Origin of the sequence: Vibrio sp. 2017_1457_13 (assembly GCF_030851525.1) — a bacterium.
Taxonomy (GTDB): domain Bacteria; phylum Pseudomonadota; class Gammaproteobacteria; order Enterobacterales; family Vibrionaceae; genus Vibrio; species Vibrio metschnikovii.
Genome location: NZ_VHTA01000001.1, coordinates 119158 through 143462, shown reverse-complemented (window position 1 = coordinate 143462; position 24305 = coordinate 119158). Strand labels below are relative to the sequence as shown.

Annotated in this window: 23 protein-coding genes; 7 read left to right on the top strand and 16 right to left on the bottom strand. The window is 45.3% G+C overall.

Features of this window, described 5'->3' with window-relative positions; translation table 11 throughout:
- Positions 1-26 precede the first annotated feature (26 nt).
- From yciA to FKN88_RS00630, 3 genes are all read left to right on the top strand, one after another.
- A complete protein-coding gene (gene yciA / locus FKN88_RS00640) occupies positions 27-431 on the top strand; it encodes an acyl-CoA thioester hydrolase YciA (RefSeq protein WP_306687062.1) in 405 nt (134 codons plus the stop codon).
- Positions 432-579: 148 nt separating this feature from the next.
- Positions 580-876, top strand: coding sequence for a YciI family protein (locus FKN88_RS00635; RefSeq protein WP_154168448.1), 297 nt, complete (start codon positions 580-582; stop codon positions 874-876).
- A gap of 2 nt (positions 877-878) precedes the next feature.
- The gene (locus tag FKN88_RS00630) at positions 879-1268 is read left to right on the top strand and encodes a GspS/AspS pilotin family protein (protein ID WP_154168450.1); all 390 of its coding nucleotides are present in this window, start codon (positions 879-881) and stop codon (positions 1266-1268) included.
- 90 nt (positions 1269-1358) lie between these two features.
- Here the strand turns inward: FKN88_RS00630 and bioD are convergent, their stop codons facing one another.
- The 4 genes from bioD to bioB are packed head-to-tail and all read right to left on the bottom strand — an operon-like array spanning position 1359 to position 5059.
- Positions 1359-2063: a dethiobiotin synthase gene (bioD, locus tag FKN88_RS00625; RefSeq protein WP_154168452.1), complete on the bottom strand. Its 705-nt coding sequence runs from the start codon at positions 2061-2063 to the stop codon at positions 1359-1361.
- The gene (gene bioC, locus FKN88_RS00620; protein ID WP_004395477.1) at positions 2060-2866 is read right to left on the bottom strand and encodes a malonyl-ACP O-methyltransferase BioC; all 807 of its coding nucleotides are present in this window, start codon (positions 2864-2866) and stop codon (positions 2060-2062) included. The genes bioD and bioC overlap by 4 nt, the downstream gene beginning before the upstream one ends.
- Positions 2863-4020: an 8-amino-7-oxononanoate synthase gene (gene bioF / locus FKN88_RS00615; RefSeq protein ID WP_306687061.1), complete on the bottom strand. Its 1158-nt coding sequence runs from the start codon at positions 4018-4020 to the stop codon at positions 2863-2865. The genes bioC and bioF overlap by 4 nt, the downstream gene beginning before the upstream one ends.
- Entirely contained in the window at positions 4007-5059 is a 1053-nt protein-coding gene (bioB, locus tag FKN88_RS00610) for a biotin synthase BioB (RefSeq protein ID WP_004395479.1), read from the bottom strand. The genes bioF and bioB overlap by 14 nt, the downstream gene beginning before the upstream one ends.
- A 270-nt stretch (positions 5060-5329) precedes the next feature.
- Between bioB and bioA the strand changes: the two genes are divergently transcribed.
- Complete coding sequence (bioA, locus tag FKN88_RS00605) at positions 5330-6613, top strand: adenosylmethionine--8-amino-7-oxononanoate transaminase (RefSeq protein ID WP_306687060.1); 1284 nt, start codon at positions 5330-5332, stop codon at positions 6611-6613.
- 100 nt (positions 6614-6713) lie between these two features.
- On the opposite strand, the gene serS is transcribed toward bioA, so the two are convergent.
- The 4 genes from serS to FKN88_RS00585 form a co-directional block, all read right to left on the bottom strand.
- Positions 6714-8021 (bottom strand): serine--tRNA ligase, encoded by a 1308-nt coding sequence (gene serS / locus FKN88_RS00600; RefSeq protein WP_161426372.1) that lies wholly within the window; start codon positions 8019-8021, stop codon positions 6714-6716.
- 101 nt (positions 8022-8122) lie between these two features.
- Positions 8123-9472 (bottom strand): replication-associated recombination protein A, encoded by a 1350-nt coding sequence (locus FKN88_RS00595; RefSeq protein WP_306687059.1) that lies wholly within the window; start codon positions 9470-9472, stop codon positions 8123-8125.
- A 21-nt stretch (positions 9473-9493) separates the two neighbouring features.
- Positions 9494-10087, bottom strand: a complete 594-nt coding sequence (lolA, locus tag FKN88_RS00590) for an outer membrane lipoprotein chaperone LolA (protein WP_004395484.1) — start codon at positions 10085-10087, stop codon at positions 9494-9496.
- Positions 10088-10269: 182 nt separating this feature from the next.
- Positions 10270-10890, bottom strand: coding sequence for an SEC-C metal-binding domain-containing protein (locus tag FKN88_RS00585; protein ID WP_154168459.1), 621 nt, complete (start codon positions 10888-10890; stop codon positions 10270-10272).
- A 180-nt stretch (positions 10891-11070) separates the two neighbouring features.
- Here FKN88_RS00585 and dusC point away from each other — a divergent pair, with 180 nt between their 5' ends.
- Positions 11071-12018 (top strand): tRNA dihydrouridine(16) synthase DusC, encoded by a 948-nt coding sequence (gene dusC, locus FKN88_RS00580; protein ID WP_040904385.1) that lies wholly within the window; start codon positions 11071-11073, stop codon positions 12016-12018.
- Positions 12019-12104: 86 nt separating this feature from the next.
- Here the strand turns inward: dusC and yfbV are convergent, their stop codons facing one another.
- Positions 12105-12557 carry a terminus macrodomain insulation protein YfbV gene (gene yfbV / locus FKN88_RS00575; RefSeq protein WP_040904387.1) on the bottom strand — a complete coding sequence of 151 codons (453 nt, stop codon included), beginning with the start codon at positions 12555-12557 and terminating at the stop codon, positions 12105-12107.
- A 351-nt stretch (positions 12558-12908) separates the two neighbouring features.
- Between yfbV and FKN88_RS00570 the strand changes: the two genes are divergently transcribed.
- Complete coding sequence (locus tag FKN88_RS00570; protein ID WP_004395488.1) at positions 12909-14105, top strand: acetate kinase; 1197 nt, start codon at positions 12909-12911, stop codon at positions 14103-14105.
- A gap of 189 nt (positions 14106-14294) precedes the next feature.
- Positions 14295-16439 carry a phosphate acetyltransferase gene (gene pta, locus FKN88_RS00565; protein ID WP_004395489.1) on the top strand — a complete coding sequence of 715 codons (2145 nt, stop codon included), beginning with the start codon at positions 14295-14297 and terminating at the stop codon, positions 16437-16439.
- Positions 16440-16528: 89 nt separating this feature from the next.
- Here pta and FKN88_RS00560 read toward each other — a convergent pair whose 3' ends face one another.
- The 7 genes from FKN88_RS00560 to FKN88_RS00530 form a co-directional block, all read right to left on the bottom strand.
- A complete protein-coding gene (locus tag FKN88_RS00560) occupies positions 16529-17476 on the bottom strand; it encodes a glutathione S-transferase family protein (protein WP_154168460.1) in 948 nt (315 codons plus the stop codon).
- A gap of 193 nt (positions 17477-17669) precedes the next feature.
- Positions 17670-18662: a murein tripeptide/oligopeptide ABC transporter ATP binding protein OppF gene (oppF, locus tag FKN88_RS00555; protein WP_306687058.1), complete on the bottom strand. Its 993-nt coding sequence runs from the start codon at positions 18660-18662 to the stop codon at positions 17670-17672.
- Positions 18662-19630: an ABC transporter ATP-binding protein gene (locus tag FKN88_RS00550; protein ID WP_161438609.1), complete on the bottom strand. Its 969-nt coding sequence runs from the start codon at positions 19628-19630 to the stop codon at positions 18662-18664. The genes oppF and FKN88_RS00550 overlap by 1 nt, the downstream gene beginning before the upstream one ends.
- Before the next feature lie 24 nt (positions 19631-19654).
- Entirely contained in the window at positions 19655-20557 is a 903-nt protein-coding gene (gene oppC / locus FKN88_RS00545) for an oligopeptide ABC transporter permease OppC (RefSeq protein ID WP_004395493.1), read from the bottom strand.
- Between the two features lie 15 nt (positions 20558-20572).
- The gene (gene oppB / locus FKN88_RS00540) at positions 20573-21493 is read right to left on the bottom strand and encodes an oligopeptide ABC transporter permease OppB (protein ID WP_072669302.1); all 921 of its coding nucleotides are present in this window, start codon (positions 21491-21493) and stop codon (positions 20573-20575) included.
- 104 nt (positions 21494-21597) lie between these two features.
- Positions 21598-23229 (bottom strand): ABC transporter substrate-binding protein, encoded by a 1632-nt coding sequence (locus FKN88_RS00535; RefSeq protein WP_154168462.1) that lies wholly within the window; start codon positions 23227-23229, stop codon positions 21598-21600.
- Between the two features lie 582 nt (positions 23230-23811).
- Complete coding sequence (locus FKN88_RS00530; protein WP_154168463.1) at positions 23812-24195, bottom strand: DMT family protein; 384 nt, start codon at positions 24193-24195, stop codon at positions 23812-23814.
- Between the last annotated feature and the right edge of the window lie 110 nt (positions 24196-24305).

The window sequence follows — 24305 nt, the reverse complement described above, 5'->3', positions numbered from 1 at the left end:
TGTTTTGTTTATTGTGGATGTCGAAAATGAATCAGGATGCACACTCTCCTAAAGGCCAACTATTATTGAGAACGTTAGCGATGCCAGCCGATACCAATGCCAATGGTGATATCTTTGGTGGCTGGATTATGTCGCAACTCGATCTCGCTGGTGGTATTCTCGCTAAAGAAATTTCCAGCGGACGTATTGTTACTGTCTCTGTTTCTAGTATTACCTTTAAAAAACCAGTCAAAGTCGGTGATGTGGTGTGCTGTTATGGTGAATGCACCAAAATCGGCCGAACCTCGATGTCGATTAATCTTGAAGTGTGGGTCAAGCCAATCAAAGAAGATGGGGTACTTGATCGCTTTCAAGTGTGTGAAGCTACGTTTAATTATGTCGCGATTGATGTAGATGGGCGGCCTCGAGTGATAAAGCAGAGAGGCGCTTGATCACATAACGAAGGATTAATAATATTAATCGTCAATAGGCATTTTAAAATCGCTTTACTTTCAGTACATTAACATCAACCATACTGACTAAACCGAAAGTTATAGGTAGACAGATAATCTACTTTTAAACACCAATAAGGATATCAATATGTGGTATGTGATCTTTGCTCAGGATGTACCGAATTCTCTAACACAACGCCTTAGTGCTCGTCCTGCTCATTTAGCACGCTTACAAGCATTACGTGATGAAGGTCGCTTGCTTACCGCAGGACCAATGCCTGCTATTGATGCAGAGAATCCAGGTGACGCTGGATTTACTGGCTCAACAGTGATTGCTGAATTTGAATCTCTACAAGCCGCCCAGCAATGGGCTGACAACGACCCTTATGTCACGGCTGGCGTTTATGCCCAGGTGATCGTCAAACCATTCAAAAAAGTGTTTTAATTATGAATAAGTTACTATTGTCCTGCGTAGGACTGACGATGCTATTATTGGCTGGCTGTAGTTCAACCGCCGATCAACAAAAACACCTAGAACTGCTTGCCGCTAATCGCGCCAGCGTATTAAACGCTGAACTCCCGATTGAACAAGGCCCTTTGACTATCATGCGTGCCAGCGCCAAGGGGACAATGATTGAAATGATGATGATTTATAACAACGACCAACAAGGTGCGACCCCAATTGATCAAGTGATGCAATCCAGTTTACAACGTTTTTGCTCGACACCTGATATTCGTGCCAATCTTGATGTCGGCATTAGTTATCGTTTCTTGGTACGCAACCCACGAGGACAAACCATGGTTGACCAATCGATGACGAAAAGTAGCTGCAAATAAACGCTAAATTCGGCTTTCCTATCGATGAGAATTCAGTCGCGGGCAAACTCAAATGAACAAGGTCTAACCATTCCGGTAGACCTTGTTTCTCTAACAAGTCAGCGCTTCTTGCTGCTCAATCAATAATGGGGATAAATCAATATACTTACCCAAATCTCGGCACTTAATACTTGGCATGTAGGGAATCTCACCTAACTTTGGCGCATCAATCCGATGTTCTAGTAATTGAATAATATCTGCATAGTGCTCGGTTCCAGGATTGACTCGATTCGCTACCCAGCCAACAATCTTTAATCCATCAGCATGAATGCTTTCTGCCGTTAGTAAAGCATGGCTTAAACAACCCAGTTTAATACCAACAACTAAAATCACTGCTAATTGTTCTTGCTGCACCCAGCGAGATAAACCCTCACTATCCGATATTGGTACCCGCCAACCACCTGCGCCTTCAACCAATACAACATCAGCATGAGATTGTAACTTCGCGAGTTTTTCACTCAGCACACTAGTATCTATATTTACCTGCTCATGTTTGGCGGCAATATGAGGCGAAGCCGGCAAGGCTAACGGATACGGATTAATATCTTCATACGGCATTTTGACGGTTGCTGCTTGCAACAAATGTAAAGCGTCGCCGTTACGCATTCCTTCTGCCGTTTGCTCACATCCAGCCGCTACTGGTTTATAACCTATAGTAGAAAAACCACGAGCGGCCAATGCCTGCAAAATCGCTTTTGAAGCCACGGTCTTACCCACATCGGTATCCGTACCGGCAATAAATATTGCGTTAATCATCGATGTAACACCCCTAAACAAACTTGATACGTTGCAGGTAGGAGGCCTTGCTGACCAGCAAACTGCTGATAGGCCTGCTCTACCTGAGCAAGAGTGTGGCGGCCCGTTAGCCCTTGAGATCGGCCATGGATATGGGTGGCCCCAATACCTTTCAGATCGCGCATTAATTGATAAGCGCTCTCATACCACACGGTTATTGCGGGTAAGTCTAAGTGATATTGCGCAAAGTCAGATTGCGCTAACGCAAGGTTTATCTTATTCACATCCGCAAAGCGTTTAACGTGTTGATGTACATCAACCTTCTGCCACGCTTGTGCTAACTCGGTTAATGATCCAAACAATAAAGTGGAAAATCTTGCTTGTCCTTGAGGTTTGAGAATGCGATGAATTTCTTGCAGCGGAACGACTAAATCCTCACACCACTGCAAGGCTAAACTCGAAAACACCAGATCAAAGTGCGCAGCTTTGAAAGGGAGAGCTTCAGCGTCAAGTTGGACATAATGCATTCGATAATGACCACAACGCTGTTTAGCCTGATACAACATTGCTGATGAAAGATCCGCACAGACGACGGTCGCACCCCGTGATCGCAGTTGCTGAGCGAAATAACCCGTACCACATCCCAAATCCAGTACCTGCCAATCCACCAGTTGTTTGGGCAAAGTGTCCAATAACCGTTGCCCGACATCACGTTGAAAAGCCGCATGTTGATCGTAACGAGATGCCGCTTTGCTGAAGGCTTGAGCAATGGCTTTTTTCGTTGCCCCTTGCTCAGCGTGCTCTACCCCAACCGCGAGGTTCATAATTGCCCCTCCATCGCCATCATTAAAGCGTCAGCCAGCTTTGTGACTTGTTGATTGGTATGATTGGCCGTTAACGTAATTCGCAGTCTTGCTTGATTGGTCGGGACCGTGGGGGGGCGAATTGCACCCACCCAAATGCCACCATCACGCAGTCGGTCAGCAATAGTGATGGCACGCTGGTTGCTTCCAAGGATAAATGGTTTGATGGGAGTTGAAGTGGAAACAAAGCCAGGCACACCAGTAAGCATTTGGTCATAGACCATAGAAAGTTCTTGCAACTTCTCTCTGCGCCACGATTGTTGTTGCACCATTTGGATAGAATGGCAGAGAGCATAAGCTTGTGCTGGCGGCATCGCCGTTGAATAGACATGATGACGAGCAAATTGAGTTAAATAATCTCCCAAAGCCTCACTACATAAGATTGCTGCTCCCGATAAACCAAGCGCTTTACCAAAGGTGACGACCAAAATATCGGGGTGAATTCCTGCTTGCGCGCAGCTTCCTCGCCCTTGCTCCCCCAAAACACCAATACCATGGGCATCATCAACCATCAGCCATGCTCGTTGATCAACCTGCTGCTGGATTGATGATAAAGGCGCTCTATCACCATCCATACTGAATACCCCCTCAGTGACTACCAACGCGTGCTGGGATGAATGGGCGGTTAACAATTGCTTAAGGTGTTCAAGATTATTGTGCTGAAAGCGCCGTAATTGAGCTGAAGATAATAGACCAGCTTCAATCAACGAGGCATGATTAAGCTTATCTTGTAAGAGCAGGTCCCCCTCCTCTAACAAGGTGAACAACAGGGCTTGATTGGCGCTAAAGCCAGAGCTAAATAAAATAGCTCGAGGATACCCTAACCACTCGCAAAGCAAGGCTTCAAGCCGCTGATGCGCGGGTGAAAAACCACTCACTAATGGTGAAGCGCCGCTGCCAGCACCAAAGTGAGCTAAGCCTTGCTGCCACGCTTCAACTAATGAGCGGTCTCTCGCTAATCCTAAATAATCATTACTCGCAAAATGATCATACTTTCGCCCTGCGTGAACTAATTGCGCTGAATCTGTGGTTTGAACTGCTGACAATTGGCGGGTTAAGCCTCGTTGGTTTCGCTCATTCAGCGCATACTCAATCCGTTGCTCAAAGGCTAGCATCGTAAAACAGATCCGTATTACTTGGTCTTGATGCAACACGTTCAATCACTTGATCGAGCAGATCGTTTTCTGTCACTTGATCCGGTTTTTGAATCGCTTGTTGACGGTTAATACCTAACTTATTAAACAGCTGCAGATCACTGTCTTCAGCAGGATTTGGCGTAGTTAATAATTTGCAACCATAGAAGATTGAGTTGGCACCAGCCATAAAACACAGTGCCTGCATCTGTTCATTCATCTTCTCTCGTCCTGCCGACAAACGTACTGCAGATTTTGGCATCATGATCCGTGCAACCGCAATTAACCTTATAAAATCAAAAGGCTCAACCTCTTCTGCACTCGCGAGTGGTGTTCCTTGAACTTTAACCAGCATATTAATCGGCACACTTTCAGGTTGAGTCGGTAGGTTCGCCAACTCAACGAGCAGGCCAGCACGATCATCAACACTTTCTCCCATGCCGATGATCCCGCCAGAACAAATTTTCATTCCTGAATCACGGACATGAGACAGGGTATCTAAACGGTCTTGATAGGTTCGCGTGGTAATAATATTGCCGTAAAATTCAGGAGAGGTATCAAGATTATGGTTGTAATAATCTAATCCCGCTTGCGCTAGCTCATACGCTTGCTCTGCACTGAGCATGCCTAACGTCATACAGGTTTCTAGCCCTTTTTCTTTGACACCAGCAATCATCGCTTTCAACAATGGCATATCGCGCGCTTTGGGGTTTTTCCATGCTGCTCCCATGCAAAATCGCGTCGATCCCGATTGCTTGGCTTTTTCCGCCGCGTCTAAAACACGCTCTACTTCCATAAGTCGCTCTTTATCAACATCAGTCCGATAATGAGCACTTTGTGGACAATATTTACAATCTTCCGGACAAGCCCCAGTTTTGATCGATAATAAGGTACTGACCTGAACATGATTGTGGGGGTGAAACTGACGATGAACTTGCTGCGCAGTAAATAACAAATCCATAAATGGTTGATCAAGCAGCGCAGTAACCTCCGCCCTTGTCCAGTTGTGACGTACTTCCACGAGTAATCCTTAGCAATGTGCCTTGCTTGGTGACATTTATGCGCTGTAGTCTACTTAAGCGACATTAACTGTCAACACTGAATTAACTTGCAAGTTTACAGTCGATTAAATAACAACCTTACGCATTAGATAAATTTCTCATCACCTTCCCCAGTTTTTATACCGCTTATGCTTGGATCTATCACCCCTCCAAGCTAGACTGTCAACATTTAAAAACCCATTGAGTTTACAAAAGGTTACTTTAAGCTCTCACTTGAGTATGGATTTTTCATGGATTTAGCTTTTGATCGCCAACATATCTGGCACCCTTATACGTCAACCATTAACCCGTTAACTTGTTATCCCGTCACTCATGCACAAGGCGTCACTCTCTACTTAGAAGATGGCAAAACATTGGTTGATGGTATGTCGTCTTGGTGGGCGGCCATTCATGGTTATAATCATCCAGCTTTAAATCAAGCGGCGCATCAGCAAGTGGATAAAATGGCCCATGTCATGTTTGGCGGCCTCACGCATCAACCGGCAATCGAACTATGTAAACAACTACTCGCATTGACGCCCAACAACTTACAGCAGGTTTTTCTCGCCGATTCCGGTTCAGTAGCCGTGGAAGTTAGCCTAAAAATGGCGCTACAGTATTGGCACGCCAAAGGTGAACAACGCGCTAAATTTCTTACCTTACGTCATGGCTATCATGGTGATACTTTCGCTGCAATGTCAGTGACTGATCCGGATAACTCAATGCATAGCCTATATAAAGGCTTTTTACCTGAGCACATCTTCGCTGATTCACCAAAAACTGGTTTTTATGATCGTTGGCAAGAGTCTGATATCGACGATTTTCGCAGCAAGATCGCACTCCATCATCAACAGATTGCCGCGGTGATCCTTGAGCCGATCGTTCAAGGTGCAGGAGGCATGCGCATCTATCATCCACAATTTCTACGTGAAGTACGTCAACTTTGTGATCACTATAACGTGCTGTTAATTGTTGATGAAATTGCTACCGGTTTTGGTCGAACGGGGAAATTGTTTGCTTGTCAGCATGCCGATATACAACCAGACATATTATGTCTTGGTAAAGCCTTAACCGGTGGTTATATGACCCTTTCGGCAACATTAACCAGCAAAGCAGTCGCTGATGCGGTTTGTAGTGGTGAAGCTGGATGCTTTATGCACGGACCAACCTTTATGGGTAATCCTTTAGCTTGTGCTGTCGCTTCCGCCAGTCTCGCACTGATTGCCAAAGGAGATTGGCAAATACAAGTGGCTAATATTGAAAGCCAATTTGCCAAACGTTTACCCGATTTTACCACCTACCGACACGTAAAAGACGTGCGCTGGCTTGGCGCCATTGGCGTCATAGAAACCCACCATCCAGTCAATATGAGTGTGATTCAAGCACTGTTTGTCGAGCTTGGTGTATGGATCCGGCCTTTTGGCCGCTTAATCTATTTAATGCCACCTTATATCAGTGACCATAAACACATTGATGCTCTGTTAGATGCTATCGAGATGGCTGTGCAAAATGACGCCTGTTTCCAAATAAGCTAGCAATAAACGAAAACTGGTTTTAAATCGATAGCGCGCAGCTTAGCATCCAATAAAAAACCGACGCACTGAGCGTCGGTTTTGAGTAACAATAAGGCAGAAATTAACCGATGTGGGTTAAACCACCCATGTATTTTTGTAATACCGCTGGGATTTCAATACGGCCATCCGCTTGCTGGTAGTTTTCCAAAATCGCTACCATGGTACGGCCAACCGCTAGACCAGAACCATTCAGCGTGTGTACTAACTCAGGGCGCTTTTCTGCTTTACGACGGAAGCGAGCTTGCATACGGCGAGCTTGGAAATCCCACATGTTTGAGCATGATGAAATCTCACGGTAGGTTTTTTGCGCGGGTACCCACACTTCTAAGTCGTAAGTTTTACAAGCACCGAAGCCCATATCACCGGTGCATAGCACCACTTTACGGTAAGGAAGATTTAACAGTTGCAGCACTTTTTCTGCATGAGCGGTCAACTCTTCTAACGCCGCCATCGAATCTTCTGGCTTAGTGATCTGCACCAGCTCAACTTTGTCAAATTGGTGCATGCGGATCAAACCACGCGTATCGCGTCCATAAGATCCGGCTTCAGAGCGGAAACACGGTGTGTGAGCGGTCATTTTCAGTGGCAGATCTGCCTCATCCAAAATCACATCACGTACCAAGTTGGTCACTGGAACTTCGGCCGTTGGGATCAAAGAAAAACGACGTGGATCTTCATCGCTGGCTTTTTCCGTCAATGGCTCGGTGTGGAACAGATCTTTACCGAATTTAGGTAGCTGACCAGTACCAAATAACGTCTCTTGGTTGACTAAGTAAGGAACGTATAGCTCAGTATAACCATGTTGTTCGGTGTGCAAATCAAGCATAAATTGGGCAATAGCACGATGCAAACGAGCAAACTGACCTTTCATGATCACAAAACGAGCGCCAGTAATTTTGGTTGCACTCGCAAAGTCTAAACCGCCGCTCATTTCACCTAAGTCGACATGATCTTTCACTTCAAAATCATACTCTTTCGGTGTACCCCAGCGTGACACTTCCACGTTGTCATCTTCATCTTTACCATCGGGTACTGAACTATCAGGAATATTAGGCACGGTTTGCGTGATCGCTTCTAGTTCCGCTTGGATTTTGTCTAACTCAACTTTCTTGCTGTCGAGATCCTCACCGAGAGTACCAATTTGCTGCTTAATCGCTTCCGCGCCCGCTTTATCACCTTGCGACATCAGTTGGCCAATTTGCTTGGAGATGGAGTTACGCGTGGATTGTAAATTTTCAACTTCGACTTGAATCGACTTACGTTGCTCTTCAAGGGTGCGAATGGTGTCGACGTCGAGCGTAAAGCCACGACGTGCTAATTTTGCAGCTGTTTCATCCAGCTCTGTGCGAAGTAATTTAGAATCCAGCATTGCTAATCCTATGCTTTAATGTTGTGAAGAAACATGGACGTTGTTTTTTTGAACAACATCACACGTATTGAATTTACTCAGCCAAAGATAACCAAAAGCCACTACTTTTCATAGCGCTTTTGTGGGCTTTTTGCGTCTAAATCGGCTAGATACTGGAGTTTTTCCGCAATCTTAGTTTCTAGGCCACGATTAGTTGGCTGATAATAACGCTTACCTATCATTTCTGGCGGTAAGTAACGCTCACCAGCGGCAAAAGCCCCAGGCTCATCATGGGCATAACGGTATTCCGCACCATACCCGAGATCTTTCATTAAATGAGTCGGTGCATTACGCAAATGTGCTGGCACCTCATACTCTGGTAAGTTACGAGCATCATTCAGGGCCTGTTTCCAAGCGGTATAAACTGCATTACTTTTCGGAGCACAGGCCAAATAAACCACCGCTTGAGCAATCGCGCGCTCACCTTCAGCTGGACCGACACGGGTAAAACAGTCCCAAGCAGAGAGAGCGACTTGCATTGCTCTTGGGTCTGCATTACCCACATCTTCAGAAGCAATCGCAAGTAAACGACGCGCAATATATAATGGGTCGCACCCTGCGCTGATCATTCTCGCCATCCAATACAAGGCGGCATCGGCATTGGAACCACGAATCGACTTGTGTAATGCCGAGATTAAGTCGTACCAAATATCGCCTTTATTATCAAAACGAGCGACTTTTTCTCCCGCCACTTCAGCCAATAAACTGAGCGTGATCTGTTTACGGCCTTGCGCATCTTGACTTGCCATGTCATACAACAGTTCTAAATAATTGAGCGACATTCGTGCATCGCCATTAACCAACTCGGCGAGCCGCTGCAAAACGTTATCATGAAAATCAGCTGGATGTTGGCCAAGCCCTTTTTGCTTGTCGTCAATCGCTTGTTGCAGCGTTTGTAAAATTTCATCGACACTCAATGAGGTGAGTTTGTACACCCGTGCGCGAGATAACAACGCATTGTTTAATTCAAATGACGGGTTTTCGGTCGTCGCGCCTATAAAGGTCACCGTTCCATCTTCAATATGCGGTAAAAAAGCATCTTGCTGTGATTTATTAAAGCGATGAACCTCATCGACAAAAAGAATCGTCCTCCGCCCGACGCGCTGATTTTCTCTCGCTCTATAGATAGCCGCACGAATTTCTTTAACGCCGGACGTGACGGCTGAGACACGTTCTACTTCAGCATTCGCGTAATTGGCAGCGACTTCAGCTAGCGTCGTTTTTCCAGTTCCCGGCGGGCCCCAAAGAATCATCGAGTGAAGATGCCCCGCCTGTAACGCACGACGCAGTGGTTTCTCTTGGCCAAGAATATGCTGCTGGCCAATATATTGCTCAATGGTTTGTGGCCTCATACGTGCCGCAAGGGGACGAAAATCTTCATCCCCTGAAAAATCTAAACGGTAATTACTCACGATCGCTCATTGATTCCGTGATTAGCGTTGATCATCAACATCAACCCCATCGGGGATGACAAATTGAAAACGGCTGATAGGCGGCTTTTGCAAAGTGACATCATGGAACGTAAAACGACTTTGCTGACCATCTTGCTCGATGACGGTAAATCCGGTCACTTTCCCTTGTGCATCAATCACGATCTGAAAACGTCCTTGGTTCGATTCAAAGGTAATCGGTGTTAAGGTAAACACATCGCCTTCAGCTTCGACTTGGTACGCATTCCAATCACTGGCTTGATTACGAGTCAGTAATATAAAAGGTGTCTGCTCGGTGGCTTGTTGCTGATTATAAATTGAGACTTGTTCGATAAATGGGCTGTAATACCACAGTGTTTGTCCATCGGAGACCAAGATATTTTCATCCGGTTCAAAGGTTTCCCAGCGAAACAATCCCGGACGAGCCACTTCAACGGTGCCCTTACCTTCCATGACTGTTTCCCCTTCTGGACTCAGCACTTGCTGATCAAACTGGGCACTAAAACCTTCGGTTAATGCTAAACGCTGACTCAGCGTCTCTTTAGGACTCGCCAATACCGAAAAGCTACAAAACAGCAGCACTATCCATTTTTTCATTTTATTTTTACTCCTGACAACCTGACTTAAGGATAAATCCGTGATGATTAACCGCATCAATATCTTCAATGCTAAGGTATAACGGCTTTCCTTGTTTTATATGTCAACATTCGGTAGAAAAAGTTCGTGGTTAAACCGCGTCATGTCGAAAACAAGGTTGACATGACGCCGTCTAAGTGTGGTTATTGGCCACAGCAATGCTTGAATTTTTTACCACTCGAACATGGACAAGCGTCGTTACGCCCAACTTGTTTATAAGGATTAATGGTTTGGGCTTTAGCACCAAGCATCGCTTCATCGGCGGCCAGCGCCACCTCATGAACCATTAAATCCAGTTGTTCAATCATATGCGCTAACGTGGGTAATGATTGATAACCCGCGGCTTGCATCTGCTGATGAGTCCCCGCTTCATCAATCGCCAACATTAAGGTGGTTAATAACGCTTGTAGCATGCGTAATGAACCATCGGAATGACTGCTCGTCTGCCATTGCGGTTCGATCATCGGCCATAGACTCATAAACCCCTGAGCAAACTCCGTTAACCCCTTTTCACGTGATTCTGCGTGTTGCGATAAAAGACTTAACAACGCAAATTGATTGGCTTTAAGCTGCTGATACTGTGCATTGATCTGGGCGGTAACCAAAGGTTCCAGTTCATCGACATTGTCTGGAAACAACTCACTTAACCACTGCTTAGGATCCAGTGGCTGAGTAGCAAAATTCGCCGCTAATATACTGCCTTCGATAAACAAGGGGGATACAGAGCAGAAGTGCTTAGGGAGCATTATCAATGGGTAGTTCATAAATTATCGGTATCGGTCAATTAAGATTGACACAGTATAAACGTAAACCGTTGTCAGTTGCAGCCATGATCCGAGTATCACTTGCTACAATCGATCCGTAAGACGACAAAAGAGGATGACTCATCGCCCATCTGCCACTACAATCTCGCGTCTTTGTTATTGGCGGTACCACTCTTTATTATGCGCGTTATTTTAGGCCCAATGGAGGGCGTTCTTGACCACTTGATGCGTCAAATGCTCACCGAAATCAATGATTACGATTTTTGCGTCACCGAATTTGTTCGCGTGGTCAATTTGCTCCTACCGGATCATGTTTTCTATCGTCTTTGCCCCGAGCTTAAACACGCTTCACGCACTCAATCCGGTACCCCAATCAAAGTCCAGCTTTTAGGCCAAGAGCCACAATGGATGGCAGAAAATGCCGTACGCGCCGCTGAATTGGGCGCCTATGGCGTTGATCTCAATTTTGGTTGTCCCGCGAAAATGGTCAATAAAAGCAAAGGCGGCGCGGCACTGCTGCAACACCCTGAATTGATTTATCAGGTGGTTAAAGCCTGCCGTGACGCGGTACCGAAACACATCCCTGTCAGCGCTAAAATTCGCTTAGGCTGGGAAGATCCTAATGACTGTTTTGACATTGTCGATGCGGTGACTCAGGCAGGGGCCGATGAGCTGACCGTGCATGCGCGAACCAAAGCGGGTGGCTACAAAGCCAGTGAAATTCAGTGGGACTATATTGATCAGATCCGCCAAAAAAGCACCATCCCTTTGATAGCCAACGGTGAAATTTGGAATTATGCCGATGCTCAAGCTTGTATTAGTACGACTGGTGTTGATTCTTTAATGGTTTGCCGCGGCGCGCTGAATATTCCTAACTTAGGCAATATAGTCAAATACAACCATGCGCCAATGCCTTGGAATCAAGTTGTCGAGTTATTACTCGAGTACTCTGCCTATGAAGTGCGCGGAGATAAAGGTCGCTACTATCCTAACCGCGTCAAGCAGTGGTTTTCGTATTTACGTCAAGCGTATCCAGAAGCGGCAGAGCTATTTAGAGAGATACGCACACTGACTGACGTCAACGCCATCGTGAGCCACTTTCAACGCTATCGCGATCAACTGCGCTAATCGGCTCCCAAAACAAAACACCGCGCGGCTCAATCAGCGGCGCGGTGTTATTCGTTTATATGGTCATATGACCGTCGATATCTTATTTAAAACCAGCGCTCTAACGCCCCTTTATCTAACTGACGAAAAGCGCGGTTAAGCACTAAAGCCAACTCTTTATAACGAGGTTTCGCTTTGAGTGGCTCAAGCGCAAAACCCGTCTCAATGATTTTTTGGTGCAATTCACGATACCAGCCTGCCAATGAAGGAGGCAACTGGGTATTCGCACGACTGCCTAACCACCAAATGCCTTGTAATGGCAAACTGATCGCAAACAGAGCCACCACAATGGTTTGTGGCATGGCTTGTAAATTATGAAAGCTCATTTGAGTCAGTACGCTAATCGCCGCAATGGCTGGCATGACTTTAATGCCAAAACGGGTCGCTTTTATGATACGTGCTTCCGGAAACAGTAAGTTGAGCTCTTTACGCATTGGCCAGGTATCCATGTACTTTTGGCCATCTCTTAAACTATGGATGATTCCTGCTCTATTGGCCATACCCTCTCTCCTTCACTGTTGATGAACCTTAAGACTAAAAAATAGTTTAATGATTCAACAAATGGCGTAAAAATTTGACGAAAGCTAATATTGTTTCAAATTTTTTTTGTTATACTGAGCCATTATCGCTATCCTCTGCGGACTCTCAATCTTATTGTTGCTGTTATTTACAATTTAGGCAACCGTAAGACGAAATCAGCATGGAATGCGTCGGCGATTATACTGATTCAGTCACGTCCCTATTATACGGATATTCACCGTGTTATTGATCAAGATTAGTTCTCACTTTTTACGGGTTCAGCTATTCTTGTGGTTAAATTTTATCCTAACTGATTATACAGGTAGTTATACATGTCCAAGCTAGTTTTAGTTTTAAACTGCGGTAGTTCTTCGCTCAAGTTTGCGGTTGTTGATGCAGAAAACGGCAATGAGCATCTCTCCGGTCTTGCAGAATGTCTGCACCTTCCTGAAGCGCGTATCAAGTGGAAACTTGATGGTAAACATGAAGCCCAATTAGGTCATGGCGCAGCTCACGAAGAAGCGCTCGCATTTATGGTTGATACCATCCTTGCTTCAAAACCTGAACTAGCTGAAAACCTTGCAGCTATTGGTCACCGAGTGGTACACGGTGGTGAGCAATTCACTCAATCAGCGCTAATCGATGATTCGGTACTAAAAGGGATTGAAGACGCTGCAACTTTCGCACCTCTGCATAACCCTGCACACATCATTGGTATCAATGCGGCTAAAAAAGCTTTTCCAGCGCTGAAAAATGTTGCTGTATTTGACACCGCATTCCACCAAACCATGCCTGAAGAAGCTTACCTATACGCACTACCTTACCATCTTTATAAAGAGCACGGTATCCGTCGCTACGGTATGCATGGAACTTCTCACCTATTTATTGCTCGTGAAGCCGCTGAGCGTTTAGGTAAACCAGCCAATGAATTGAACATCATTAACTGCCATTTAGGTAACGGTGCTTCAGTTTGTGCAATTAAAAACGGTCAATCGGTTGATACGTCAATGGGTTTAACACCACTTGAAGGCCTAGTAATGGGTACTCGTTGTGGTGATATCGATCCTGCGATCATTTTCCACCTACATGATGCATTAGGTTACTCGGTTGAGCAAATCAACACGATGCTAACCAAAGAGTCTGGCCTACAAGGCTTAACTCAAGTGACCTCAGACTGCCGTTTTGTTGAAGATAACTACGGTGAAAAAGAAGAAGCCACTCGCGCAATGGACGTATTCTGCCATCGCCTAGCGAAATACGTTGCTGGTTACACTGCAAGCCTGGATGGCCGTTTAGACGCTATCGTCTTTACTGGTGGTATCGGTGAAAACTCGGGTCCAATTCGCGAAATGGTTCTAAATCGTTTAGCAATTTTTGGTATTGAAGTCGATAGCGCCGCTAACCTCAAAGCTCGTTTTGGCGGTGAAGGTGTGATCACCACAGCAAACAGCCGCATCCCTGCAATGGTTATCTCAACCAACGAAGAGCTGGTGATTGCTGAAGATACTGCGCGCTTAGCAGGCATCTAATTGTCCATGTAGGCGACTCTTCCTTCCTTGCCGATAGTGTTACTTATCGGCAAGGTTTATCTAGCGTCTCAAGATGTAGCCTATTTTTTTAGGGGCTCAAGACCTATTCTTACGGAATACGGCGTTGGGCTTTGTTCCTTTCAATCTAACTCGTTTAGATTGTATCGATAGTGTTGAGGTACTTAACGTATGTCCCGTACTATTATGCTTGTCCCAATCAGTGCCGGTGTGGGTTTAACCAGTGTGAGCATGGGTCTTTTGCGCGCCATGGAGCGTAAAGGTGTAAGCGTTTCTTTTTACAAACCAATTTCACAGCCACGTAGCGGTGGCGATCAGCCAGATTTAACATCAACCATTATTCGTCATAGTAGCGATATCAAAATTGCTGAACCAATGGCCATGTCAGCCGCCGAAGCGCTGATTGGCGGCGAAAAAATGGATGTACTACTGGAAACGGTTGTTGAACGCTATAACCAAATTATTGTTGATGCCGAAGTCACGTTAATCGAAGGTTTAGTCCCAACGCGTAAGCATCCTTTTGCGAACCAAGTTAACGCAGAGATTGCTAAAACGTTAGGCGCTGAAATTGTCTTCGTTGCCACGCCTGGTACTGATAATCCAACTCAGCTCAAAGAGCGTATTGAAGTCGCTTGCTCTAACTTTGGCGGCACTAAGAATAAAAACATCTCTGGTGTGGTTATTAACAAACTCAATGCGCCAGTCGATGATGCGGGTCGTACTCGTCCCGATTTGTCAGAGATTTTTGACGATGCCGATGGTGCAAAACAGGCCAACCTTGAAGTAATGCAAATCTTCAACAGTAGCCCAATTCGCGTACTTGGTTGCGTGCCATGGAGCATTGACCTTATCGCGACTCGTGCGATTGATATGGCGAAACATCTCAAAGCCGAAATCGTTAATGAAGGTGATATCAACAGTCGACGCATTAAGAGCATCACTTTCTGTGCACGCTCTATCCCGCATATGATTGAGCACTTTAAACCTGGCTCATTATTAGTGACTTCAGCCGACCGTCCTGACGTTATTGTTGCTGCTGCTTTAGCGGCGATGAATGGCGTAGAAATTGGTGCCGTATTGCTGACCGGTGGTTACGATATTCCTAAAGAGATCGCTAACCTATGTAAGCCTGCTTTTGACACTGGCCTACCGATTTTCAAAGCGCAAGGCAATACTTGGCAAACCTCATTGAACCTACAAAGCTTTAGCCTTGAAGTTCCAGCGGATGATAAAGAGCGCGTTGAGTTTGTCAGTGAACATGTTGCTAGCCACATTGATGGCCCATGGATTGATTCGCTGACCGAAGGCACTCAAGCAACGCGTCGTTTAAGCCCACCAGCGTTCCGTTATCAACTGACTGAATTTGCTCGTCGTGCTAACAAACGTATCGTGCTACCAGAGGGTGATGAGCCACGTACCGTTAAAGCCGCTGCGATCTGTGCAGAGCGTGGTATTGCAAAATGCGTACTGCTTGGTAACCCAGAAGAGATCAAACGCGTTGCTGCATTGCAAGGCGTTGAGCTTGGTGCAGGCGTTGAAATTATTGACGCTGCAGCCGTTCGTGAAAATTACGTTGCTCGTTTGGTTGAGCTGCGTGGCGCGAAAGGCATGACCGAAGTCGTCGCTCGTGAAAAGCTTGAAGATTCGGTATTCCTCGGCACTATGATGCTTGAAGCGAATGAAGTCGATGGTCTTGTTTCTGGTGCGGTTCACACCACAGCCAATACCATTGTTCCACCATTCCAGATCATCAAAACTGCGCCGAACGCTTCGATCGTCTCTTCGGTGTTTTTCATGCTGCTGCCTGATCAAGTTTTGGTTTACGGTGACTGCGCGATTAACCCAGATCCAACTGCTGAACAATTGGCGGAGATCGCGATTCAATCGGCAGACTCTGCGGCTGCATTCGGTATTGAGCCTCGCGTCGCGATGATCTCTTACTCAACCGGCACCTCAGGTAAAGGCGCGGATGTGGATAAAGTGCGCGAAGCCACTCGTCTTGCTCAAGAGAAACGTCCTGATTTAATCATTGACGGACCTCTACAGTACGACGCTGCCATCATGGAAAATGTCGCGGCTTCTAAAGCACCGAATTCTCCAGTTGCAGGTAAAGCAACCGTGTTTATCTTCCCTGATCTGAATACAGGTAACACCACTTATAAAGCCGTACAGCGTTCAGCGGATCTGGTTTCTATCGGTCCAATGCTGCAAGGCATGCGTAAGCCGGTGAACGACTTATCACGTGGTGCTTTGGTTGACGATATCGTCTACACCATCGCCTTAACTGCGATTCAAGCAGACCAAGAGCAAAAATAATTGAGATAATGATTGCTCACGGTTAATGGCAGACAAAAAGCCCTCGATGTAATTCGAGGGCTTTTTTAATCATGACGACCAAATGTCGATTAACTTAACTGTTCACGACCATGAGCACTATCAAGATCAAGTTCTGGACCTCTTGGCACCACTTGCGTTGGATTAATCATGCTATGACTAAAATAATAGTGCCGCTTAATATGATAAAAATCCGTCGTTTCACGCACTCCCGGATGCTGATACAACTCTTTAAGATAGCCATTAAGATGAGGATAATCAGCAATCCGTCGCTTATTGCATTTAAAATGACCCACATACACCGCATCAAAACGAATCAAGGTCGTGAACAACCGCCAATCCGCTTCAGTTAACACTTTTCCAGCCAAATAACGATGCGTTGCCAAATGTTGCTCTACCTTATCTAGAGCCGCAAAGAGTGCTTCATACGCTTCTTCATATGCTTGCTGGGTAGTAGCAAAACCACAGCGATAAACGCCATTATTAATATTGGGATAAATAAAAGCATTCCAATCATCAATGACTTCACGTAATGCCAATGGGTAATAGTCGATATCATTGCCGGTTAATGAGTTAAAAGCCGAGTTAAACATTCGGATAATATCTGCAGATTCATTACTGACGATGGTTTGGGTTTGTTTATCCCATAGTACTGGCACAGTAACGCGTCCGGTATAGTCCGCTTTGGCTTGAGTATAGAGTTGATGCAAAAAACGATGGCCAAATAAAGGCTCGGGGATCCCAAACTGCCAGCCATGGCTTAGCATATCAGGGCAAACCACTGTTACGTCAATATGGTCCGTCAGCTGTTTTAACTCTCGAAAGATCAACGTGCGGTGCGCCCATGGACAAGCTAAAGAAACATACAGATGATAACGACCTGAATCGGGAGTGAATCGAGCATTCGGTGTATTGTCTATCCAATCGCGAAAGCCAGCGTCTTCACGCACAAATTGCCCATCACTCTGTTTCGTATCGTACCAAACGTCCTGCCATTGGCCTGCCACTAGTCTACCCATGCTTGACCTCTCTTTACGTATTTTGCTACTCAGTATTGATACGCTAGTATAAAGTGCAGCCGTAAGAAGAGAACCGAAGGGAATTGGCCTAGATGTTCAAAATTTTTGATGGGGAAAGTAAATAAAACCATTTGAATATCACCCCGAAAGACAATCAATCTTTCGGGGCGATGTGGTAGAGGTAGATATTAGGCTATATTTCGACGTGTAGACACGACACAGCGTGAATATCATTACCTTTGATTTGCGGTTTGGTTTGCGCACACTCTGCCGTGGCTTGTGGGCAACGAGTGCGGAATACACAACCAGAAGGTGGATGGATCGGCGAAGGCAGATCCCCTTCTAACATCTGAATGGTTTTACTGCGCTCTTTTTTAGGATCAGGAATAGGCACTGCCGACATCAAGGCTTTGGTATAAGGATGCAGCGGATTGGAGAATAGAGCTTCGGACGTGCCCAACTCCACCGCGTTACCTAAATACATCACCAATACCCGATCGGAAATGTGCTTAACCACCGACAAATCATGAGCAATAAACACCAACGACAAGCCTAGCTCTTTTTGCAACTGCTGCAATAAGTTAACCACCTGAGCCTGAATCGACACATCGAGTGCTGAGACGGGTTCATCGCAGATGATCATTTTCGGATTTAAGATCAACGCACGGGCAATGCCAATACGCTGACATTGACCACCTGAAAATTCATGAGGATAACGGTTAATCACGTTCGGCAGTAAACCGACTTTGGCCATCATCTCTTTAACGCGATCTTTCACTTCTTGTTTAGATAGCTCAGGGTAAAAGGTTTGTAGTGGCTCGGCGATAATATCGCCCACCGTCATCCGCGGGTTGAGTGATGCTAATGGATCTTGGAAAATCATCTGAATATCTTTACGAGTATTTCGTCGCTTAACAGCATTCAGACGGGTTAAATCTTGCCCTAACCAGACCACTTGCCCTTCGGTCGCTTCGACTAGGCCAATGATTGCCCGCGCAAAGGTCGATTTACCGCACCCTGACTCACCGACCACACCTAAGGTTTCCCCTTCGTACAAACGCACATTCACGCCATCGACCGCTTTAAGTGTCGAGGGTTTAGCCCATGGCCATGGTGATTTGGCTGGAATGCTAAAATGTACTTTCAGATCTTGCACATCCAACAATAATTTTTTTTCTAAGTTCATTACTTCCATCCCTCCCAATCCGAAAAACAAGCGCGCTGACGATTATCGGCAAAAGTCAGTAACTGCGGCGCTTCACGTTTACAACGATCGGTGACTCGATGACAGCGTTCTTGATACGGACACCCCGGTGGTAGACGTAATAAATTCGGTGGATTACCCGGAATGGTCGGTAAAATTTCCCCTTCCGTATCCAAACGAGGAATGGCTTTTAATAACCCTTCTGAATACGGATGACTTGGATTATAGAAAATATCATCCACGTCAGCGTATTCCATGGTCCGCCCGGCGTACATAACCAGCACTTTGTCACATGAACCAGCGACGACGCCCAAGTCATGGGTGATCATAATGATCGCGGTATTAAACTCTTTTTTCAGCTCATTGAGCAAATCCATGATTTGCGCTTGTACTGTCACATCCAGTGCGGTCGTCGGCTCATCGGCAATCAGCAGTTTTGGACGGCACAACAGTGCCATTGCAATCATCACCCGTTGACGCATACCACCAGAAAACTCATGAGGATACATGGTGATCCGATTACGTGCCTCGGGGATTTTCACCGCATCGAGCATACGCACTGACTCTTCGAAAGCTTGCGCCTTACTCATGCCTTTATGAAGCATTAACACTTCCATCAACTGATCGCTGACTTTCATGTATGGATTGAGCGACGTCATTGGATCTTGGAAAATCATTGCAATTTGTTCTGCGCGAACTTTGTTCAATTCACGTTCAGGCAAGTTTAAAATTTCTCGCCCTTCAAATTTAGCACTGCCACTGATTTTTCCGTTTTTGGCCAGCAAACCCATTAAAGCAAACACGGTTTGTGACTTGCCCGAACCAGACTCACCAACAATGCCCAAGGTCTCACCTTGTTGCAAAGAGAAGGTTAAATCATTGACCGCAGTGACCATGCCATCCCGAGTCGAGAACTCAACTCGCAGGTCTTGAACATCTAATAAGTTCATTATCTATTCCTTAGCTAAGTTGGGTTATCGGTCTTTAGGATCGAGCGCGTCACGCAGCCCATCACCGACGTAGTTAAAACAAAATAGAGTGACGATCATAAAAGTAGCCGGGAAGATAAGTTGCCAGATCGCGACTTCCATTGTGTTAGCGCCTTCCTGTAACAACGCCCCCCAACTGGTCATCGGCTCTTGAACCCCTAAACCAAGGAAAGAAAGAAATGACTCGGTTAAAATCATACTCGGGATCAGTAGCGTAGAGTAAACCGCAACAATACCCAGTACGTTCGGCACAATATGACGAGTGATAATTCGCCATTGACTGACACCACAGACATGCGCAGCTTCAATAAACTCTTTGCTGCGTAGGCTTAAGGTCTGCCCACGAACAATCCGTGCCATATCCAGCCAAGCAATCGCGCCAATCGCAACAAAGATCAACACAATGTTACGGCCAAAAAAGGTGACGAGAACGATAACCAGAAACATAAAAGGAATCGCGTATAAAATTTCCAAAACACGCATCATCACACGGTCGGTACGACCACCAATAAAACCAGAAGCCGCGCCGTATAAAGTCCCAATCAGTACGGCAACAAACGCACCCATGATCCCGACCATCAAAGAGATTCGACCACCAATTAGGGTCCGGACAAACAAATCTCGCCCTAAGGCATCAGTACCAAACCAATGGGTTGCCGAAGGGGCCGCGTGCATCGCATACCAATCGGTTTCATCGTAACTAAAATTAGCCAACATCGGCCCAAACACCACCAGTAAAGTGATGAAGCATAAAATACATAAGCTCGCCATTGCCGCTTTGTTGCGCATAAAACGTACACGAGCGTCTTGCCATAAACTACGACCTTCAATCTCAAGGTTTTCGGTAAATTTCTCTATGGCTTGTAAGTGTTCTTGTTTCTTTAACATGCTTTCGCCCTCAAACTAGTAGCGAATTTTCGGGTCGATATAAGCCAGAAGAATATCGACAATCGCGTTAAATAAGATAAATAAGAAACCAATCAAAATGGTGATTCCCATCACTAAGGAGTAATCTCGGTTAAATGCCGCGTTAACAAACAAACGACCAATTCCGGGTAAACCAAAAATGGTTTCAATGACCACCGAACCAGTGATAATGCCAACGAAAGCCGGTCCCATATAAGAGACAACCGGCAGTAAAGCGGGTTTTAACGCGTGCTTAAACACGATATAGCGATAGCTTAATCCTTTGGCACGAGCGGTACGGATAAAATTACTGTTTAAGGTCTCAATCATCGAACCACGGGTGATACGGGCAAAAGTTGCAACATACAGCAACGACATACCAATCACTGGCAACGCCATATATTTAAAGGATCCATCGAGCCAGCCACCGGCCGGAAACCAACCTAATTTGATGGAAAAGACATAAATTAATACCGGCGCTAATACAAAGGAAGGCATGACGACCCCGAGCATCGCGGTCGACATAATCGTATAGTCTATCCAAGTATTGTGCTTTAACGCCGCAATCGTACCAATCGAGACACCGATAATAATGGTAAAGATAAACGCCGCAGCACCAATTTTTGCCGACACGGGCAGTGAACTCGCGACCAACTCATTCACGGTATAATCTTTATATTTAAACGAGGGACCTAAATCACCACGCAAAATATTACCGAGATAAGTGATATACTGCACTGAAACGGGCTTATCAAGGCCATATTTGGCATTGATATTGGCCATGACTTCCGGTGGTAATGGACGCTCACTAGAAAACGGATTTCCCGGTGCAAAGCGCATGAGAAAGAAAGACAGGGTGATCAATACCAACATGGTTGGTATTGCCTCAAATATCCTTTTTACGATGAATTTAAACATAAACTCACTCTTTCCAATCTGTGATAATAAAAAATACAAACGACACTGCATGCACCGTTACGTACATGCAGAGTCGAACAACAGGTGGTTTAACCACTCAATTATTATTTTGCTATGAGATAAAGATCTTTAGTGTAGATTTTTTCTTCAGCGTTATTGCTCGGGAAACCACCGACCTGTGGTGATAACAAACGAGATTTAACATATTGATAGATAGGGGCAATAGGCATGTCACGTGCAAGCAGTTTTTCTGCCTGAGCGTAAATCGCCTGACGCTCTTTTTCTGAGGTAGTTGCCATGGCTTTGACCATCAGCGCATCATACTCTTCGTTATGATATCTTGGATCATTCGAGCTGTTACTTGACTTCATCAAGGTAAGGAATGATGAAGCTTCGTTGTAGTCACCACACCAGCCAGCACGCGTCACGTCAAAGTTACCTTCACGGCGTGAATCAAGATAGGTTTTCCACTCTTGGTTCTCTAGCGTAACGTTCACTCCAAGGCCTGAACGCCACATCGATTGAATCGCGGTCGCGACTTTACGGTGGTTTTCTGAGGTGTTGTATAGCAAATTAAAGCGCAGTGGATTACTACGATTATAACCCGCTTCTTCTAGTAACTTTTTCGCTTCAGCCAAACGTTGCGGTTGAGTCATTTTGCCATAAGCAGGCATTTCTGGTTGGAAACCAGCGGTAATTTCTGGGGTTAAGAAATAAGCCGGTTTTTCACCTTGGCCCATAATCGCATTGGCGATGACATCACGGTCAATCGCGAAAGAGAGCGCTTTTCGAACTCGCACATCATCCAAAGGCGGTTTTTGGTTATTAAAACCATAGTAGTAAGTACATAAACTTCCTACTACCGAAACCGAGTCAGCATGGTCTCGTTGTAAACGGCGGAAATGCTCAATCGGCACTTCGTTGGTAATGTGAATCTCACCAGATAAGAAGCGGTTCATCTCTGCGACTTGGTTTTCAATCGGTAAAAACGTGACTTTATTAATCACTGTTTTTGAATCATCCCAGTAATTTGGATTACGTTTCAGCTCTAAACGCTCATTAACTACCCAACGGTCCAACATATAAGCGCCATTGCTGACATAATTACCCGCGCGAGTCCACTCATCACCATGTTTCTCTATCGTCCCTTTATGGACAGGCTTCATTGTGGTATGACCAGTCATCATCACGAAATACGGCAGTGGCGTATCCAATTCAACCACCAAAGTATGATCGTCTAATGCTTTAACACCTAATGTCGTGCTGGCTTTTTCTCCGGCAATGATCTCTTTCGCATTTTTCATCTTGGTGTATTCCATATACCAAGAATAAGGTGACGCTGTAGCAGGGTCGACCGCACGCTGCCAGCTGTAAACGAAATCTTGCGCAGTCACTGGATCGCCATTAGACCATTTTGCATCTTTACGTAAATAGAAGGTATAAGTTTGGTTATCTGAGGTTTCCCAACGCTCGGCAACACCAGGAATGGTATTACCATCAGCATCTTGGTTAACTAAACCTTCGAGCAAATCGCGAATTACGTGCGATTCTGGTACACCTTCTGTTTTGTGCGGATCGAGAGAAGCAACTTCAGTACCATTACCACGGATAAGCTCTTGAACAGGAGCAAGTTTAGTTCCTGCTGGAACATCAGCAGCGAGCGCAGAGAAAGAGGCCGTAGCGACAGTTAAACCTGCGCCAAGTAACAAGGCTTGTGTGATTTTATTTTTGTACATGCATAAACTCCAAGTTTTTATTTTGCATCCATGACTCTTTATTAAGCCTTCAGAACGGCCTGAATCAGGTGGCTTAGCGCAAAAACCAAGCAATATAACCTAGACCTAATAAAGAATTTCGCACATTAGCAATCATCGAAGTAATTTGCCAATAAAATGTAAAGCTAACCAATGATATCCTTAACCCACATCAATTATTAGGCAATTACTCCACTATAACGCTGTACCGCTGCGCGTTTGCGGCTATACCCTAGTGACTAATAAACCACCACTTACTTAGCCAGTAGCCTTTTTAATCGACAAGGGGAAACAATCTTTAGATAAGTCGGGCATAAGCACTGCTTACAACCCGATTAGCAGTATCTTTCGCCGTCAATTTAGCAAAAAATTAACATTTAAACAGTAGAACGTCTAACTTATTGTAATAATCCCCTGTTAAAGCCCTGCGTTCTGTGAAGAGGGTCACTACCTTGCATTAAGCTGATCATATTGCCCCAGCATATCGCATTCACAAAAAGAATAACTACACGCCTAACCGATTAGTTTTAATGACTCTTCGTCCGATATTCGCCTAAACATCAGCTATCCAAGAGAACGCGTCAGAATTTCAAGTATTTGTGGACGGAAAATAAAAAACACCGCGCCAAGTAAACACAGTCCGGCCCAGATAAAATCAAGTCGAAAAGGTTCTTTCATATAAATCAGCGCAAAAGGTACAAACACAGTTAACGTAATAACTTCTTGCAATATTTTCAGTTGGCCTAAGTTCATTACCGTATAACCAATACGATTGGCGGGTACTTGAAACATATATTCAAATAGGGCGATTCCCCAACTGATCAATGCAGCAATGATCCAAGGTTTATGAGCTAAATCTTTTAGGTGGGCATACCAAGCGAAGGTCATAAAAACATTACTGATCAATAATAGACCAATAGTGACCAACATTGGCGGTAAGGAAAACATGCTAAACGCTCCGCAACAAGTAGAAAAACCAGCGCAGTTTGCGCTGAGATTTTATTTTCGTCAATCTGTCCAAGCGTAATTTAAATCAAACTGGGAACGATACCGGAAAT